At 37.9% G+C, this 18,479-nt stretch carries 18 protein-coding genes; 13 read left to right on the top strand and 5 right to left on the bottom strand.

Going from position 1 to position 18,479, the window contains the following annotated elements; all coding sequences use genetic code 11:
• Positions 1–135: 135 nt before the first annotated feature.
• From QUE09_RS13010 to QUE09_RS12990, 5 genes are read left to right on the top strand one after another with little or no spacing between them, the layout of a single operon-like run.
• Positions 136–1,647 carry a hypothetical protein gene (locus QUE09_RS13010; RefSeq protein WP_286233198.1) on the top strand — a complete coding sequence of 504 codons (1,512 nt, stop codon included), beginning with the start codon at positions 136–138 and terminating at the stop codon, positions 1,645–1,647.
• A 40-nt stretch (positions 1,648–1,687) separates the two neighbouring features.
• Positions 1,688–3,328 carry a beta-N-acetylhexosaminidase gene (locus QUE09_RS13005; RefSeq protein ID WP_286233197.1) on the top strand — a complete coding sequence of 547 codons (1,641 nt, stop codon included), beginning with the start codon at positions 1,688–1,690 and terminating at the stop codon, positions 3,326–3,328.
• A 5-nt stretch (positions 3,329–3,333) separates the two neighbouring features.
• Positions 3,334–4,281: a hypothetical protein gene (locus QUE09_RS13000; RefSeq protein ID WP_286233196.1), complete on the top strand. Its 948-nt coding sequence runs from the start codon at positions 3,334–3,336 to the stop codon at positions 4,279–4,281.
• 11 nt (positions 4,282–4,292) lie between these two features.
• The gene (locus tag QUE09_RS12995) at positions 4,293–5,144 is read left to right on the top strand and encodes a glycosyltransferase family 2 protein (RefSeq protein WP_286233195.1); all 852 of its coding nucleotides are present in this window, start codon (positions 4,293–4,295) and stop codon (positions 5,142–5,144) included.
• On the top strand, positions 5,128–6,015 hold the full coding sequence (locus QUE09_RS12990) for a glycosyltransferase (RefSeq protein ID WP_286233194.1): 888 nt from the start codon (positions 5,128–5,130) through the stop codon (positions 6,013–6,015). Before QUE09_RS12995 ends, QUE09_RS12990 begins: the two co-directional genes overlap by 17 nt.
• Before the next feature lies 1 nt (position 6,016).
• Here QUE09_RS12990 and QUE09_RS12985 read toward each other — a convergent pair whose 3' ends face one another.
• Entirely contained in the window at positions 6,017–6,301 is a 285-nt protein-coding gene (locus tag QUE09_RS12985; protein ID WP_286233193.1) for a DUF6170 family protein, read from the bottom strand.
• 170 nt (positions 6,302–6,471) lie between these two features.
• Here QUE09_RS12985 and ribH point away from each other — a divergent pair, with 170 nt between their 5' ends.
• The 5 genes from ribH to QUE09_RS12960 all read left to right on the top strand — a co-directional run bounded on the left by ribH (position 6,472) and on the right by QUE09_RS12960 (position 10,093).
• Positions 6,472–6,936, top strand: a complete 465-nt coding sequence (ribH, locus tag QUE09_RS12980; RefSeq protein WP_286233192.1) for a 6,7-dimethyl-8-ribityllumazine synthase — start codon at positions 6,472–6,474, stop codon at positions 6,934–6,936.
• Positions 6,937–6,966: 30 nt separating this feature from the next.
• Positions 6,967–7,383 carry a transcription antitermination factor NusB gene (gene nusB, locus QUE09_RS12975; RefSeq protein WP_286233191.1) on the top strand — a complete coding sequence of 139 codons (417 nt, stop codon included), beginning with the start codon at positions 6,967–6,969 and terminating at the stop codon, positions 7,381–7,383.
• Positions 7,384–7,471: 88 nt separating this feature from the next.
• Positions 7,472–8,437 (top strand): thiamine-phosphate kinase, encoded by a 966-nt coding sequence (gene thiL, locus QUE09_RS12970; protein WP_286233190.1) that lies wholly within the window; start codon positions 7,472–7,474, stop codon positions 8,435–8,437.
• Positions 8,430–8,909 carry a phosphatidylglycerophosphatase A family protein gene (locus QUE09_RS12965; RefSeq protein WP_286233189.1) on the top strand — a complete coding sequence of 160 codons (480 nt, stop codon included), beginning with the start codon at positions 8,430–8,432 and terminating at the stop codon, positions 8,907–8,909. Before thiL ends, QUE09_RS12965 begins: the two co-directional genes overlap by 8 nt.
• 17 nt (positions 8,910–8,926) lie before the next feature.
• Positions 8,927–10,093 (top strand): nucleotide sugar dehydrogenase, encoded by a 1,167-nt coding sequence (locus tag QUE09_RS12960; RefSeq protein WP_286233188.1) that lies wholly within the window; start codon positions 8,927–8,929, stop codon positions 10,091–10,093.
• A gap of 99 nt (positions 10,094–10,192) precedes the next feature.
• On the opposite strand, the gene serA is transcribed toward QUE09_RS12960, so the two are convergent.
• From serA to QUE09_RS12940, 4 genes are all read right to left on the bottom strand, one after another.
• A complete protein-coding gene (serA, locus tag QUE09_RS12955; RefSeq protein ID WP_286233187.1) occupies positions 10,193–11,422 on the bottom strand; it encodes a phosphoglycerate dehydrogenase in 1,230 nt (409 codons plus the stop codon).
• 93 nt (positions 11,423–11,515) lie between these two features.
• Positions 11,516–12,172: a ribose-5-phosphate isomerase RpiA gene (rpiA, locus tag QUE09_RS12950; protein ID WP_286233186.1), complete on the bottom strand. Its 657-nt coding sequence runs from the start codon at positions 12,170–12,172 to the stop codon at positions 11,516–11,518.
• A gap of 342 nt (positions 12,173–12,514) precedes the next feature.
• Positions 12,515–13,114 (bottom strand): 5-formyltetrahydrofolate cyclo-ligase, encoded by a 600-nt coding sequence (locus QUE09_RS12945; protein WP_286233185.1) that lies wholly within the window; start codon positions 13,112–13,114, stop codon positions 12,515–12,517.
• Between the two features lie 42 nt (positions 13,115–13,156).
• Positions 13,157–14,692 carry a peptide MFS transporter gene (locus QUE09_RS12940; RefSeq protein ID WP_286233184.1) on the bottom strand — a complete coding sequence of 512 codons (1,536 nt, stop codon included), beginning with the start codon at positions 14,690–14,692 and terminating at the stop codon, positions 13,157–13,159.
• Positions 14,693–15,025: 333 nt separating this feature from the next.
• On the opposite strand from QUE09_RS12940, the gene galU reads away from it, so the two are divergent.
• The 3 genes from galU (at position 15,026) to cysN (ending at position 18,454) form a co-directional block, all read left to right on the top strand.
• Positions 15,026–15,922, top strand: a complete 897-nt coding sequence (gene galU, locus QUE09_RS12935) for a UTP--glucose-1-phosphate uridylyltransferase GalU (RefSeq protein ID WP_286233183.1) — start codon at positions 15,026–15,028, stop codon at positions 15,920–15,922.
• 161 nt (positions 15,923–16,083) lie between these two features.
• Positions 16,084–16,986 carry a sulfate adenylyltransferase subunit CysD gene (gene cysD / locus QUE09_RS12930; RefSeq protein ID WP_286233182.1) on the top strand — a complete coding sequence of 301 codons (903 nt, stop codon included), beginning with the start codon at positions 16,084–16,086 and terminating at the stop codon, positions 16,984–16,986.
• 55 nt (positions 16,987–17,041) lie between these two features.
• Positions 17,042–18,454: a sulfate adenylyltransferase subunit CysN gene (gene cysN, locus QUE09_RS12925; RefSeq protein ID WP_286233181.1), complete on the top strand. Its 1,413-nt coding sequence runs from the start codon at positions 17,042–17,044 to the stop codon at positions 18,452–18,454.
• Positions 18,455–18,479: the final 25 nt, after the last annotated feature.

The following is an 18,479-nucleotide window of genomic DNA, read 5'->3' as shown; positions in this document are numbered from 1 at the left end:
ATTAGGCAGGCGTTGTTCTAGTTTTATAGTCCATAGAACGTAAAAAAGTACAAGTTTAGCGAGTGCACCAAATACAGCTTTATAGTAAAGTAGCGCGCAATATTTGAAGACAGTCTATTAAGTAAAAGGATATCGATGAGAGGTCTGTACATCAATTGTGATGATACTAATATTCCGGCTAGTGCAGAATTAGCAAAACAATATAGTAAAAAGTTCGTTTTCCCATCTGATTTAGGTCAAGGGCAAGTTATTTTTTCTCCTGATGAGTGGCCTGATGATCCTATTTATTCTTATAAAAATAACACGTTTATAGTAGCAGGGTGGTTTATATATAAGCAAAAAAGGAATAATTTAGCGGAATTAGCTGCTGATATATATGAAACGGGTGTAGAGGTTGTCGAGAACATTCTAGCTGGTAGCTTTTTACTTTATTGGTGGGATGGAGCAACAGCTTCAGTGATTGTAGATCCTTTTGGTATTTCTAGTCATTACATTGATTTACATAGTAAAACGATACGTATCGCACCCAGTGTTAAAGTGTTGTATGACCCACAATCTCATACTCATAATGCATTACAACAAAGTATTCTAGAGAAAAAGCATCACCTATTTGGTGATTTTACCATTTATGATGGGATTGAGCGTTTAACACCAGGCCACGTTTTTAATAGTCAAGGAAAGACCCCTTATACTAAATTGATTCATTCACAATATATTTCGTTAGAAGAGGTAGGTATCGAAGTGCGTGAACTCGCCTCGTATTGGCATAAAAATAATTGTGTTTTACCACTAAGTAGCGGTCTGGATTCGCGATTTATTCTCGCAAATAATGCCTTCAAAAATGGTTTCACTTATGGTCCCAAGAATTCTCCAGAAATTACCATTGCGGGAAAATTTAAAGAAGATTTTGACAATTATTACGCCTATGATTTTTCTGAGCCTAAGCTTCATTTATTAGAAGCTGAAATTAACCGTGAAATGTCCTTTGGTGTGCTGAAACCGATCGAACGCTTATTGACAAACTATGCGCATGTGAAAGCTCACTTTAAAAATGTTTTTGTTTTTTTTGATGGTTACTGCGGTGACGTCTTTCAACGAGGTACTTTTATTAATTTTAAAGGTGTGCAAGGGGAACTGTTAAAAATATTTCCTTGGGTATATCCACTATTGAAGTGGGATGCTAGAAAGATTCTAAGGAAACGTCATAGTGTTTTAACTGATGAAGAGTTTGAAGTAATCTATAACGACTTTCATCAGAAAACGTCCTCTTTAGCATTAGATGATTTACAAAAAGTAACATACTACGAGTTTCTATTTGGTAGGGGCGGACGTTACGCTGTTTTTGGTAGTAATATTTTATGTGCGCAATTTTTCTCTGTGGTTTCACCGTTTGCGCAAAAACACATATTTAATGCAGTAATTCATCAAAACTTCTATGACAGCATTAAGTATAAGAGTATGAAGCGCCTCTGGCGCAACCTACCAGAGAAATATAAAAAAGAAAAAGTAGAATCTGGCTACTCTTTGAACACTAATGTTATGTTAATTCCTTTTATTCAAATTATATATCGAATAATGTTTCATTTAATGCCATCACGTGCGAACTACGGTGTTAAGATGAGACGAGAAGAAAAGAAAAAACGTTGAAATTGATTATTGCTGTGCTTAAAAAGGACTTGTAAAAATAATGAATATTGAATTTATGCCAATAAAAAAAATAAAAAGCTATCTTTTACTTCTAATTAGTACTGTACTTGTGATTGGATGTAATGACTCAGATACTCTTCAAGGTAACTCTGTTATTCCGAAAGTAAATGCTTATACAGAACACGCTAGTAAAGGCTTTGATTTTAATGGTGAACTGTTTATTCATTTAAAAAATAATGAGCAACCCTTATTGGATATGGTAGCACTGGGTGCTCAACAGATAAAAAGTGATAATCCTCAAATATCCAATGTATCTATTATCAATCAAGCTGAAAATACCTCGTCTAGTTCGACAATTGTTTTAAATGATTTTGTAAGTGGCTTTCAAGAGGAAGAGTACCAATTAGAGATAGGTAAAGACATTATTACGATAACTGCAGGTACTGTAAAAGGTGCATTTAATGCATTTCAAACCCTACGCCAACTTTTTATAACGAATCAAGATAATGGTTACTTGCCGCAGGCAACAATAGATGATTTCCCAAGTTATTCATATCGCGGGTTGATGCTAGATGTGAGTAGGCATTTTTTCTCTGTAGAGCAAGTAAAAAAGATCATAGATTTAATGGCATTGTATAAATTAAATAAGTTGCATTGGCATTTAACGGATGATCAAGGCTGGCGTATTGAGATTGATCAATACCCACTGTTAACAGATATTGGGTCGTATCGACCAGAAACCATATTAGAAAAAAACTTTGACCCTTTCATAGGTGATGGAACTCCTCATTTTGGTTTTTATACGAAAGAAGAAATTAGGGAAGTTGTACAATACGCAAAGCAAAGAAATATAGATATTATTCCAGAAATAGATGTGCCTGGTCACTCTAGTGCGATTTTAGCGGCTTATCCAGAACTTGGTTGTACACCTGGGCCATATGATGTGTCTACAAGGTGGGGAATACATGCTGAAATACTGTGCCCGTCAGAGGAAACCTTTACTTTTCTCACCAATGTTTTAACAGAGTTAGTCGATTTATTTCCATACGAATATATTCATATCGGTGGCGATGAAGTACCAACTAGGCATTGGCAACAAAATGAATCTGTTCAATTATTAATGGCAGAGCAGGGTTTTACTGAAGAAAAGCAAATTTTAGGGTATTTTTATAATCGATTAAATCAGTTTTTACTTGAGAGAGGGCGAAAAGCAATCGGGTGGGACGAGATTTTAGAGGTTGATATAACCGGTCAAACGAACGTGATGATCTGGCACGAAAAAGAATTAGCAAAGTCGGCAATTGAAAAGGGTCACCATGTTATTTTAACGCCGGCAAAAACTAATTACCTCAATTATTATCAAGGAAACCAAAATACAGAACCATTGGCTCAGTGTTGTTTAATTACGCTAGAATCTGCCTACCAATCTAGCATGGAAATTGAAGGGCTTAATGAGAGTGAACAGCAAAAAATATTGGGCGGCCAAGCTTCATTATGGACAGAATATATCTCTACGAATTCTCATATGGAGTATATGCTGTTTCCCCGTTTATTTGCCTTATCAGAAAATTTTTGGACGAAGCCAGAACATAAAAATTTTCAACAGTTTAAAGATGCTTTACCTGCTCACCTTTCATATTTGGAAGCTCAACAGGTTAACTTTAAACCCATCGAAAGGTAATTGTTATGCAACACACCATTAAAAACTATTTTATTGCAGTAAATGTTTTAGTTTTATGCTTAATGTTGACAGGCTGTTTAGATGACAATGTTACTTACTGCTCAGATGTTAGCGCTAAACCTTCAAGTGAACTAAATATTTTTTCCAGAATTCAAGATGGTTTCGAACAAGTTTCTGGTAATCGTCACGCAGGTATTTTATGTCACAATTGTTATTCAAATAATAATGATGACTTAAGTTATACACTTGAAAAGTTATATTTTGCGTTAGACGAAAATGTAGATTTTTTGGAATTAGACATTGTTGTAGAACCTGAAAATGACGGTATTGCGAGAATTAGTCATGAGGCAAGTTCTACTGGTGTTTTACTCGATGATGTATTGCATGACCAAAGGGTGCTAACAAGTACCTCTCCTATCTTTATAGAAATAAAAACGTCAATTACAGCGCAAAGCGATATCGAAAACCTTTTAGACAATATTTTGTCAATCAAGACGAATGAAGGAAAGTCGGCTTATGCTAATAGCGAACGCATGTTGATATTAAGAAGTGTATATTTTGATACGACATTAACCACGCTAAGAGACACACTTTTGAGTACTAAATATAAAGAGTACGAAAAGTTTGTAAAGTTAAGTCGAATTCAAAATTTTAATTCAGTAAAAACAACGAAAGCAGAAGTTAGACAGTCTTATCAATGCGGTCTTCATATGATTGAATTAGACAGTAGATTAAGTACCGATCAAATTAAGCAAGTTGCGAAGATAGCACGAGGTTTAGAATTGGCTGTAAATGTGCATACGTTGGATTATTCTAACTACGAACGTTATACAACAGATTTGAAGAATACTGTTGATGTTTTAACTGTAGAGCCTTGCCAAGATGATTCATCTAGCTGTAGTCAAACCGATATTTTCAGAAATGTTAAACTACTGCTCGAAAAAGCAGAATAGTAGGTTAAATCTTGCAGTCTAGAAAAATTAGCATAATCATTCCCGCTCACAATGAGCAACGATTAATTACAACCACACTACAATATGCATTGAGTGATGGCATATTAACTGAGTGCCATATTATTGTTGTTGCTAATGGTTGTAGCGATAATACCGTCGGCAATGTGAATACTTTTATTCAACAGCAAGCTCATACGTTGCAATCAAAGAAGATTGTCATCGAGGTATTGGATACTGAGAAAGCATCTAAAACACATGCCATCAATATTGGTATTGCGCATGCACCTGCTGGGGTTGCAGTATTGCTTGATGCAGATATCAACATTAGCGGTCAACATTTATTAAATTTAGTTAATTGCTTATCTGAAAAGGTGTTAGCCGCTTCCCCTAAACTAATCTATGATACATCGCAAAGCTCTAGGTTAGTGAAATGGTATTACGCTATTGCTGCTGCTTCACCATATAATAAAGCGCATCGAATCTCTAATGTCATCGCTTTGACTGAGAAGGCCCAAAAAAAAATAGGTAATTTACCAAATGTTATTGCAGATGATGAGTATATCAGGCGCTGCTTTCACCACTCAGAATATCAAGTGATAACAGAAGCAAGCTTTACCTTTATATGCCCCAAGGATGTGTTTAATTTATTGAATGTATTAACGCGAGTTGAGCGGGGAAATTTACAATTGCAAAAGCTAAACGTTAAAGATCATTCCGATGTTCAAGGGTTAAGTGCTCCGTTTACTTTTTCAGTAAACTACATAACCTTTGTCGTATGTAAAATTATTGCAAAATATCGTGCTAAATGGCAGTTTTTCATCGGAAAAATTAACCAGTGGGAAAGAGATGAGTCCAACAGATAACATAAAAACTTTACCTCTGGTGAGTGTATATATGCCAACCAAAAATCGCGTTGAATTGTTATCGCGGGCTATTGAGTCAGTGTTAGCGCAAACGTATCCTAATATTGAGCTACATATTGTTAATGATGGCTCAACAGATGGTACTTATCAGTATTTACAATCACTTGCTGACGAACATGACAATATATTTGTTTATCACCATGGAGAAAGTAAAGGTGCTTGTGCCGCGAGAAACTTTGCGATTAAGCAAGCTAATGGTGAATTTGTGACTGGTTTAGATGATGACGATCTATATTTGCCTAATCGTATTCAAACACTCGTTGACGTTTATGATGATAAGTATGCATTTGTATGTACTGGCATGTGGTGGGATTATGGTAAAAGAAAGCGGCTTATTGATAATAAAGAAAAAGTGATAACGCTCTATGAACAATTGAGCTATAACGAAGCGACAAGCCAAATACTGGTTAAAACCGAGCGCGTGTTAGCCGTAGGCGGATTTGATGAGTCTTTTGTTGCATGCCAAGATTACGACTTATGGACGCGGCTCATGGTAAAGTATGGAGACGCTTTTCGTAAAGGAGACGCAACTTACATCGTAAACGATACCGCAGCTACAGAGCGAATGATTGGTAACCCTAAAAGTGTGCAAGGCTACCATCAGTTTATGGCTAAACACAAAACGTTGATGAACAATAAAAACATAAAAAATCAAGAGTTTATGGTTTTAAGGCGACAGCGTAAACCAATGCCACTTACGATGTTACTCACACAATTATTTGCCGGTCATTTTAAAGCAAAAGTTCGCTATTTTTTATCGTCAAATTTTTCGAGTGTGAAAAGGCTGCATCAAACAATATTTAAAGGGTAACTTACTGTAAATATTTACTTAAAAACTTGAGTTTTATCGGTGTAAATATGACGACTTTTAGTATGACTGCGCCAATTATTGCTATGCTCAAGTAAAGCCAATTCTGCTGCGCTAAATAAAAAAACGGTGGAATAATCATACATAACTTCAATAAGTTTAATATTAACTTTTCAGGTGCTGTAAGCTTTAATTCTGCTTGCTGAATTTTTGCTGCTCGCTCTCCAATTGATAATCCCTTAAGTTCAGGGATTTGGTTCGTTGAAAAAATCAATCTGTTTAATGCCATTGTTCATAATGTGATAGCGTTAATTTTAGAGAAAAAAGTTCCTTTCGGCTAGTGCATACTTTTTAGGTTTCGATAAGCAAGGTTACAGAAGATATTCGATAAATTAGTACCTAAATCTTTCATTTTTTGCTAGAATCGCGACAATTTTTCATCTAAAGAGTGATTTTTCCATGAATGTAATTGAAGGCGGCTTTGTTGCAACAGGTAAAAAGTTTGCAATCGTGGTATCTAGATTTAACCATTTTATTGTTGATAGTTTGCTTGAAGGCGCAATTGATACGCTTAAGCGTCATGGTGATGTTGCAGAGCAAGACATTACAGTCATTAAAGTACCTGGTGCGTACGAATTACCGTTAGTTGCTAAAAAAGCTGCGGCTCAAGGCAAATACGATGCAATTATTGCAATTGGTGCCGTTATTCGTGGTGGTACACCACATTTTGATTTTGTAGCGGGTGAGTGTAACAAAGGGCTAGCGCAAGTGTGCTTAGAGTCTGAAATTCCAGTTTCTTTTGGTGTTATTACTACGGACTCAATCGAGCAAGCAATTGAGCGAGCAGGTACGAAAGCTGGCAATAAAGGCGGCGAAGCGGCTTTAGGTGCATTAGAAATGGTCAACGTACTTGCTAAGCTATAATCAAGCTAGAATTTAATACAGGATATATTTGTGAAACCATCTCCAAGAAGAAAAGCGCGTGAACTAGCGGTACAAGCAGTTTATTCATGGCAAATGAGTGAAAACTCTGTTGCAGATGTCGAAGCGCACTTTTTAACTGAAAATGCGAAACGTCGTTTTGAAGTTGATTATTTTCAAAAGCTCTTTCGTGGCGTAACTACGCAAACAAACTCAATCGATTTAGCTATTACGCCTTATTTAGATCGTGATCTAGATGATGTTGATCATATTGAAAAGGCAATTTTGCGCGTCGCCGTTTATGAATTAAGTGATTGTCACGATGTGCCATATCGCGTTGTTATTAATGAAGCGATAGAGTTGGCAAAAGTTTTTGCTGCCGATGATAGCCACAAGTTTGTTAATGGAGTTTTAGACAAAACTGTAAAAGTGATACGTCCTCAAGAGTAACATTCTAGATAACAGATAATGACGAAGGCGCTGTATTTTGAGCGCCTTTTGTTTTTATAACAGGGAATAAGTTAAACAGGTAATTATTATGAAAGAGTTTGAGCTGATCAAAACATATTTTGCAGAACAAATAGTCACTAGACGAGATGTTGTTGTAGGTATTGGTGATGATTGTGCAATTATTACTCCCTCAGAAAAACAGAATATTGCTATAACTACAGATACGTTAATTTCTGGCGTGCACTTTCCGGAAAATACTGATGCTAAAGCGATTGGTCATAAAGCCATTGCGGTTAATTTGTCTGATCTTGCCGCAATGGGAGCCGAGCCAAGTTGGGTTTCTGTGGCAATAAGTCTGCCGAGTGTTGATGAAGACTGGGTTGGCGATTTTTGTGAAGGCATGTTTGAGTTATGTGAATTCTATAACGTTCAATTAATTGGTGGTGATACCACTCAAGGACCGTTAAGTATCACCGTAACCGCGCAAGGTGTGGTTCCTCCAAATAAACACCTTGCTCGCAGCGGTGCAAAAGCAGGTGATTGGATATATGTAACCGGTGAGCTTGGTGATGCAGCATTAGCCTTAAAGCATTATTACGGTGATATCACGATTAATGGTGAAGTTCTGAAAACGGCTATGGCGCGCTTAAACCAACCAAAGCCTAAAGTTTTAGCAGGCAAAGCGCTACGTGAGTATGCTTCTGCGGCGATAGATATTTCTGACGGTTTACTTGCTGATTTAACACATATTTGTAAGGCATCTGGTGTTGGTGCCAATATTGTACTTGAAGATTTGCCAATGTCAGATGCACTAAGCTCTGCGGTAGATATGGAGCAAGCTATTGAATTAGCGCTTACAGGTGGAGACGATTATGAGTTGTTATTTACCGTCTCAGAAGACAATAAAGTGGGCATGGAAACGACATTGGCAGACATGGGAACAAAAGTAACCTGTATAGGTCAGTTAAACGGTAATGCAAAAATAACTACCACATTAAATAGCAAACCAGCACAAATTAGCAGTTATGGGTTTGAGCACTTTTCAAATGAATAATAAAAACAAATCGATTGTTGCACGTTTTAAGTTATCTGATCCTATTCAATTCTTGGCCCTTGGCTTCGGTAGTGGTTTAGCACCGAAAGCACCTGGTACATTTGGTACTGTTGCGGCAATACCGGTCTTTTTATTGCTAGCAGCGTTACCCATAATACCTTATTTGGCTGTTTTATTAGTAATGGCACTGCTTGGTATTTATATCTGCTCACATGCCGCAAAAGCGGCTGGTGTGCATGATCACCCTGCAATTGTTTGGGATGAAATTGTTGGCTATTTAATTACAATGATTTTAATCCCTGTGTCATGGAAGTCGGTTATTGTAGGTTTTTTGCTGTTTCGTTTGTTTGACATTATTAAACCTTGGCCGATTTCATGGCTTGATAAGCATTGTCATGGTGGTTTTGGTATTATGATTGATGACATCGCTGCTGGTATTGCTGCGTGTTTATGTATGCAGCTACTTTTCTAGTGAATAGGTTTTAATGAATGAAGATTACAGTTGTCGGTACAGGGTATGTAGGCTTATCAAACGGATTATTATTAGCGCAACAAAATGACGTTATTGCTTTTGACGTTGCACAAGATCGTGTCGATTTAATAAATGCGCGTCAATCGCCTATTCAAGATACAGAAATAGAGTCTTTTTTAGCGGACCCTTGTATTAAACTACAAGCGACTACCGATAAAAAAGTGGCGTATGCAGAAAGAGATTTTATTGTCATAGCAACACCGACAAACTACGATCCTCAATCTAATTATTTTGATACAAGCTCTGTTGAAGCTGTTATTGCAGACGTTATATCATTTTGTCCGCGTGCTACTATTATCATTAAATCAACCGTACCTGTTGGTTTTACACATCGTGTAAAAGAGAAATATCAGTCTGAAAATATTATTTTTTCACCAGAATTTTTAAGGGAAGGTAAAGCTCTATACGATAACCTTTACCCGACGCGCATTATAATTGGCGCTAAAACAAAAGAGGCAGAACAGTTTGCTGACTTATTACAGCGAGGTGCAATAAAGGAAAATATTGATACGTTATACACTCGCGCTACAGAAGCCGAAGCAATAAAGCTTTTTGCAAATACATATTTAGCGATGCGAGTTGCTTACTTTAACGAATTAGATAGTTATGCGGAGTCACATGGGCTTGATTCTCGCTCTATTATTGAAGGCGTAGGGTTAGATCCTCGTATTGGTAATCATTACAACAATCCTTCTTTTGGTTATGGTGGTTATTGTTTACCAAAAGACACCAAACAGTTACTTGCAAATTATCAAGACGTACCTAACAACATGATTAAAGCCATTGTTGATGCTAACGTGACACGTAAAGATTTTATTGCTGAATCAATTCTGAAGAAACAGCCTGCTACCGTTGGTGTTTATCGCTTAATTATGAAATCTGGTTCTGATAACTTTCGTGATTCTTCTATTCAAGGGATCATGAAACGCATTAAAGCTAAGGGTGTAGAGGTAGTGATATTTGAACCTGAACTGCAAGATGAAACGTTTTACAATTCTCAAGTGATCACAGATCTTAATGTATTTAAAGCTATGTCAGATGTTATTGTGTCTAATCGTATGTCGGAAGAGCTGGAAGATGTTGTTGAAAAAGTTTACACCCGAGATTTATTTGGTAAAGATTAATATCTACTAAACGGCATGACGAGTTAATAAACTAAAGCAAAAAAACGGGACAATCGGTCCCGTTTTTTATTAATTTTAATCTAATAGCAATGTAGATTATTAATGAAGAATACGTGCTTTGATTGTACCTTCAATGAGTTTTAACTCTCTTAAAGCTATTTCACTATCTTCAGTTTCGATATCAATAACCACATAACCATTTTGGTCATCTGTTTGTAAATATTGCGCGGCAATATTAATGTTGTGCTCAGCAAATGCTTGGTTTATTTTCGTCAAAATACCCGGTTGGTTTTTGTGAATATGCAATAGACGGCTCGTACCAGTATGCCCCGGCAGCGACACTTCTGGGAAGTTTACTGCAGACAAGGTTGAACCATTATCAGAATATTTAGCGAGTTTACTCGCAACTTCTAACCCGATATTTTCTTGTGCTTCTTTAGTACTGCCACCAATATGTGGTGTCAATATAACGTTGTCGAAAGCGCGTAAAGGTGTGATGAATTCTTCATCATTGCTTTTTGGCTCAACCGGAAATACATCAATTGCTGCACCTGCCACCTTTTTACTGGTCAATGCTTCACATAGGGCATCAATATCAACAACTGTACCGCGCGAAGCGTTGATAAAGATGGCTCCATCTTTCATTACATCAAACTCAGCCGCACCCATCATATTTTGTGTCTGGGCAGTTTCAGGAACGTGTAAGCTAACCACATCTGCTTCTTGTAATAGTGCAGTCAAACTAGGTGCTTGTTCTGCATTACCAAGTGGTAACTTGGTTTCAATGTCGTAAAATTTGACTTTCATACCAACGGTTTCAGCAAGAATACCTACTTGCATGCCTATATGCCCGTAACCAATAATACCAAAAGTTTTTCCTCTCGCCTCAACAGAGCCAGCTGCTGATTTGTTCCAAACGCCACGATGAGCTTGTGCGCTTTTTTCAGGAATACCTCGGAGTAATAACAGTAATTCGCCTAATACTAGTTCTGCAACAGAACGCGTATTTGAAAACGGAGCGTTAAAAACCGGCACACCTTTCTCTTTGGCGGCCTGAACGTCTACTTGGTTAGTGCCAATACAAAAACAGCCAATAGCGACAAGCTTTTTAGCGTGGCTAAGTACTTTTTCATTAAGCATTGTGCGAGAGCGAATGCCAATAAAATGAACATCAGCAATTTTTTCAATAAGCTGCTCTTCAGATAAAGACGTTTTTAAGTACTCAATATTGGTATAACCTTTAGACTTCAGCTCTTCTAATGCACTTTGGTGCACACCTTCCAGCAGTAAAATCTTGATTTTTTCTTTTGCTAACGAATTATTGCTCATATGGTAAAACCGTAGTTAATGTTGTTGATGTATAGATGGCTAGATACCTAAAACTTAGCCAACCGTATCATATAGTGCTAAAACTCTAAAGTGTTATTTTACTACCTTTGCACCTTCAGGTGTGCCAAGTATTAATACATCAGCACCACGATGAGCGAACAAACCGTTAGTAACAACGCCTACAATGGCATTAATATCAGATTCTAAGCGCTTTGGATCAATAATGTCTAAGTTATGCACATCAAGAATGACATTGCCGTTATCGGTAACAACACCTTGGCGATATACAGGGTCTCCGCCAAGTTTTACGAGCTCTCGCGCTACATAGCTGCGTGCCATTGGAATAACTTCAACTGGCAGTGGAAATTTACCAAGCATAGGAACCTGTTTTGATTCGTCACAAATACAGACAAAAGACTTGGCGACAGCAGCGACAATTTTTTCTCGTGTTAAAGCTGCACCACCACCTTTAATCATATGCATATGTTCTGTGATTTCATCGGCACCATCGACATATACACTAATTTCATTGACACCATTTAAATCAAATACTTCTATGTCTAACGCTTTAAGGCGTTTGGTAGACTCTTCTGAGCTAGAGACTGCGCCGGTTATGTCGTTTTTCTTGCTTGCAAGGGCATCGATAAAGTGATTTACAGTTGAACCAGTACCTACACCAACGATAGTGTCATCTTCAATAAATTCTAGCGCCTTTATTGCCGCCGTTTTTTTCATTTCATCTTGTGTCATAACATCGGATCCGTGAGAAATTTTGCTTATTATAACAGCCAATTTTTCGCCAGTGTTATTAGAATTTTCTTAAATTAATTGAGTACTTGATAATTAACTAATCTCAAGCGTAATTATTCAAAATAAAACCATCACCTTTGGCGGTGGTGATTGTTCAGATAGCATGCCCGTATGCTCGTTGAAACTTGGTGACAGTCCTTGCAACTACGAACTGAAAGAAGTAAGCGTCCTTGTTGGGAGTCATGTTAAAGCTACTTGCTATTAAGGTGGATTATTTTCTTTCCGTAATAGGTGAAATGGTTAAGGTGCCAACTGTGTCGTTTTTTACTTATTTTTAGGTGACTAATTGGTCGTTAAGGTAAATTGATAGTGTTGGGACGGAGTAATAATGTGTGGTAATGGTATATCCCAAGCTTCAATAGGAATGCGCGCTATTTTTTGACAGTCGTGTGCTAAACCAATGGCGACTGGCTTCGACGCAGAGCGCGTTGCTAGTGTTCTGTCATAATAGCCACCGCCCATACCTAAACGTGCTCCTGATTCGTCAAAGGCGACTAAAGGCGTAAATATCACATCTAGCTCATGCATTGCACACACGTTCCGCACATCTAGTTTGGGTTCTTTGATGCCATACTTATTTTTAGTCATTACTGTATCTGGATGATACTGCAAAAAAAGTAAGTGCCCAGCATTAAATGGATGGAGTACAGGAAGGTAGGTTTGAATATTGTGTTGCCAACACCACTCAATAAAAGCCGTTGTATTTAGCTCGCCATCATTTGCCAAATAAATGGCAATTGATTTTGCATCGGTAATTGTAGGCAGTTTAATGAGTTGCTTAACTAATGCAAACGACGCTTGCGTTTGTAAATCTCTTGAAAGAGACTGGCGTTTTTGTCGTACTTGCTGACGTATTTGTTGACGAGAGTTTTGTGCTTTCATAAACAAAAGCGGTGGTAAAACCACCGCGATTAATCTGTTTAATTATAAGGTTTCTGCTGCTTTACCCGGTGTTGGCGTAATGGCATCTTTTTCGTCAGATGCATTTTCCCAAATGCGAGATTTGAAGCTTAGTAGCAAAATGACAATGCCAATACCAATACTGAATAAACTAATTTGGATGTATAAGTTTGGTAATTGGTCTACACGGTTTGGATCAAAGTTACCGGCTAGCAAACCTGAAATAATGTTACCGATAGAATAAGTGAGTACGAATACCCCCATCATTTGACCAGCAAAACGACGTGGCGATAGCTTACTAATCGCACTTAAGGCAACAGGGCTTAAACAAAGTTCACCAACGGTATGTAAGAAGTAAGTGGCAACTAACCAATAAGGGGCGACTTTCATACCTGATGCAGCATATTGTGCCGCAAAGAACATCACAATAAAGCCACTTGCCATGATCATTAGGCCAATGGCACATTTAATACCATAGGCTGGGCTAACAAAACGTTTACCTAAGTTGATCCATAACGCTGCAAAAAACGGCGATAATAAAACAATAAACATGGCATTTAAAGACTGGAACCAACCTGTAGGAATTTCGAAACTACCCACAATTCTATCTGTGTAATCACGCGCAAATAAGTTCATTGAAGAGCCAGCTTGCTCAAAGCCTGACCAGAAACATGCAGATGCTATACACACTAGTAGAAGCGCACCTAAACGTTTCATTTCATTTTTTGTTAGGTTACCGAAGAAAAAAATCGACGCGTAGTAAAGTACAAACATAATACTAAAGCTGATAGCAACGTATTGGGCAACAGCAACAGGTTCAATAATAATTGCACCTGTTAAAGCGGCCGATGTAACCGTTGCTAACATAATGAGCAGTGCGCCAATGGTTGCCCAGCTAATTTGTTTACCCTTTGGTGATAGCGGAGCTTCTGGAGCAGCGCCAACACCATGTAATTTATTGAGTGTTTTACGGTATTGTATTAAGCCAGCAGCCATACCTACTGCAGCAGCACCAAACGCCCAGTGCCAACCGAAGTTTTCTTGATCTTCCATTAGGTAACCACAAATTGTGTAACCTAATACTGAGCCTAAGTTAATACCCATGTAGTAGATGGCGTAACCCGAGTCACGGCGCTTATCTTCGTCAGAATATAACTGACCTACCATTGCACCGATATTTGGTTTTAGTAAACCCGTACCTAAAATAACGACAATTAAGCCAATAAAAAATGTTTTATCGCTAGGGAAAGCTAAAATGATGTGGCCACACATGATGATGATACCACCATACCAAACCGCTTTTTGGCCGCCGAGTAATCTATCTGAAATCCAACCGCCAGGTAGCCCCATGAAATATACACTACCGGTGTAAAGTCCATAAATTGCTGCGGCTGAGGCTACAGTCAATCCTAAACCACCTTCTTGAAGAGTTGCGGTCATAAAAAGTACTAACAACATTCTCATGCCGTAGTAACTCATTCGCTCCCACATTTCTGTGAAAAAGAGTGTTTTAAGACCTTCTGGTTGTCCAAAAAAGGTCTTAGCGCTTTGCGTTGTCATATAAATTTCCTTCCTAAGGTGCGCACATAATATTGAGTATTATTATTCTTTTTATTATTCATTAGATAAGATTGATAAATAGATTCAATAGGCGCAATTTATCGTAAATCAGCGGCATTTATACCTTTGATAGAAGATAAGCGCAAGTAATTCAGCTGAGCTGTTTGAATATATCGATGAAAGGTTTACTAACAGGTTACTGTTTTTATTGATTTATGGTGAAAAAAATTCAGGTGTTAAAAAAGTGATAATTTGTTTAAATATACTTATGACATTTTATGCAATTACCTGTACTCTTTATCGAGTTTTCAGCAATGTTTCCTAGAGGATGATATGGAAAAGAAAGTCACTAAAGCAGTTATACCCGTTGCCGGATTAGGCACAAGAATGTTGCCAGCAACAAAGGCCATACCAAAGGAAATGTTGCCTATCGTTGATAAACCACTTATTCAATATATTGTTAATGAATGCATAAGTGCAGGTATCAAAGAAATTGTCTTGGTGACTCATTCCTCTAAAAATTCTATTGAGAATCATTTTGATAAGTCTTTTGAGCTTGAAACAACGTTAGAAAAGCGTGTTAAAAGACAATTGCTTGATGAAATTCAAGCTATTTGCCCAAAAGGTGTGACCATTATGCACGTTAGACAAGGGGAAGCTAAAGGGTTAGGTCATGCGGTATTAAAGGCTAAGCCTCTCGTTGGTGGTAACCCTTTTGTGGTGGTGTTGCCTGATGTTATTTTAGATGATGCTACTGCAGATTTAAAAACTGAAAATTTATCAGCCATGCTGACACGTTTTGAAAATACGGGCCATAGCCAGATATTGGTTGAACCCGTGCCGCGAGAAAAAGTACAAAATTATGGTGTTGTTGATTGTGGCGGCCATGAGTTGGCTGCTGGTGAATCTAAAGAAATGACTGCTGTGGTAGAAAAACCTAGCGTTGAGGAAGCGCCATCTAATTTGGCTGTTGTCGGTCGATATGTGCTCTCTGAACCTATTTGGTCATTGTTAGAGCATACGCCACCAGGCGCAGGTGATGAAATTCAATTAACAGATGCTATAGCTAGCTTGATGCAACAAGAGACTGTTGAAGCATTTCACATGACAGGGAAATCTCATGATTGTGGTTCTAAAATGGGCTATATGAAGGCGATGGTCGAATACGGTTTGCGACATGATCAAATAGGTAAAGAGTTCACTGAATATTTACAAAAACTGTTAAAATAAAAGTACTTTTTAGTTATGCATTGATTCACGTTGTGAAATGAATGCATAACTACTTCTCTCCTTTATTCCTAAATCGTCTAACAAATCTTTTTCTTATATGGATGTGCTGGTGAGTATCCAGTAAACTATTGCTATTACATTAGTTAAGGAATACCTGTTAAATGACGATTCAAACGCATTTGCAAAAGCTTGAAGCCGAGTCTATTCATATTATTCGTGAAGTTGCCGCCGAATTTGATAAGCCGGTAATGCTTTACTCTGTTGGTAAAGATTCAGCAGTATTACTGCATTTGGCCAGAAAAGCGTTTGCACCTGGCAAAATACCTTTCCCTTTATTGCACGTTGATACCACGTGGAAGTTTAAAGAAATGATCGCGTTTCGTGACCGAATGGCTAAAGATTATGGTTTTGAACTGTTAGTGCATCAAAACCCAGAAGGTATTGCAATGGATATAAATCCTTTTGTCCATGGTAGCGCAAAACATACTGATATCATGAAAACACAAGGGTTGAAGCAAGCGTTAGACAAATATGGCTTTGATGCTGCATTTGGTGGCGCAAGACGTGACGAAGAAAAGTCTCGAGCGAAAGAACGCGTGTATTCATTTCGTGATAAGAATCATCGCTGGGATCCAAAAAGCCAACGACCTGAGCTGTGGAATGTATATAACAGTAAAGTAGATAAAGGTGAAAGTATTCGTGTGTTCCCCTTATCTAACTGGACAGAATTAGATATTTGGCAGTATATCTATTTAGAAAATATCGAAATTGTTCCTTTGTACTTAGCGGCAGAAAGGCCTGTAGTTGAACGCGATGGTACGTTGATCATGGTTGATGATGAACGTATGCCAATTGAAGAAGGCGAAGAAGTACAAATGAAAAATGTGCGCTTTAGAACATTAGGTTGCTACCCATTAACGGGCGCTGTTGAATCTGAAGCTGCGACGTTACCAGAAATTATTCAAGAAATGTTGTTAACAAAAACATCCGAACGACAAGGGCGTGTTATTGATCATGACTCTGCAGGTTCGATGGAGAAAAAGAAAATGGAAGGTTACTTCTAACTCATTTTCTACGGTAATTTCATTTAAATGTTAACAAGTTTCTAAGGGTTGAACTATGAGTCACCAATCAGAATTAATTGAACAAGATATTCAAGCTTACTTAAAGCAACATGAAAACAAAGAACTACTGCGTTTTTTAACTTGTGGTAGCGTAGACGACGGTAAAAGTACGTTAATTGGTCGTTTATTACATGATTCAAAAATGATATTTGAAGACCAACTTGCTGCTATTGAAAAAGATAGTAAAAAGTCTGGCACCACGGGTGAAGCGGTAGATTTAGCCTTACTTGTTGATGGTTTGCAATCTGAACGTGAACAAGGGATCACTATCGATGTTGCCTACCGTTATTTTTCAACTGATAAACGTAAATTTATTATCGCAGACACGCCAGGTCATGAGCAGTATACGCGCAATATGGCAACAGGTGCATCAACGTGTGATTTAGCGATTATTTTGATTGATGCTCGTTATGGTGTTCAAGTACAAACACGCCGTCACTCGTTCATTTGTTCTTTGCTCGGTATTAAGCATGTACTTATTGCGGTTAACAAAATGGATTTAGTTGATTATAGCCAAGAACGCTATCAAGAAATTAAAAAAGAGTACCGAGATTTTGCCGATCAATTAGCCTTTACTGATGTTCGCTTTGTCCCTATTTCAGCGCTTAGAGGCGATAATGTAGTTGAAGAAAGCGAGCATATGTCGTGGTACCCCGGTGCAACATTAATGAAGCTGTTAAACACGGTGAATGTTGAAAATAACGACTCTTGCACAGAATTTAGGTTTCAGGTGCAATATGTTAATCGACCAAATTTAAATTTCCGCGGCTTTTCTGGCACAGTTGGCTCGGGCCACGTTCGTGTTGGTGATGAAATTGTCGCGTTACCATCGGGAAAAGAGTCTCGTATTAAATCAATTGTAACGTTTGATGGTGAATTAGAGCGCGCGAATAAAGGTGAAGCAGTTACATTAACGTTAGAAGATGAAATTGACATTAGTCGCGGTGAAATGATCGTGCGTAAAGGTGCGTTACCAACATCGGCAAAAGAGTTTAAAGCCTCAGTTGTTTGGATGCATGAAGACGAATTGGAAACCGGACGAGAATATTACATTAAGCATGGTAGTAAATTAACCTCCGGACACGTGTCAACGATTGAAAATAAAATTAATGTCAATACCATGGAAACTACGCCCGTTAGTCAATTAGCGTTGAACGAAATTGGTACAGTTAGCTTTTCAGTGGCAGAATCTATACATTTTGACCCGTACCAAGAGAACAGAGCGACGGGGGCATTTATCATTATTGATCGCCTCAGTAACATTACTGTTGGTGCAGGCATGATAACTGGCGTGGCAGATGTTAGTGATAGCCATCAGTTTAGTGATTTTGAAAAAGAATTTAACGCATTAGTCCGCAAGCACTTCCCACATTGGGGTGCTCGTGATATCGCTAAACTGTTAAAATAACATTTCCTTCGATTTAAACAGCTGC

Source organism: Thalassotalea sediminis, assembly GCF_030295915.1.
In the GTDB taxonomy this organism is placed as follows: domain Bacteria; phylum Pseudomonadota; class Gammaproteobacteria; order Enterobacterales; family Alteromonadaceae; genus Thalassotalea_C; species Thalassotalea_C sediminis.
This window is presented reverse-complemented; position numbering and strand designations above follow the sequence as displayed.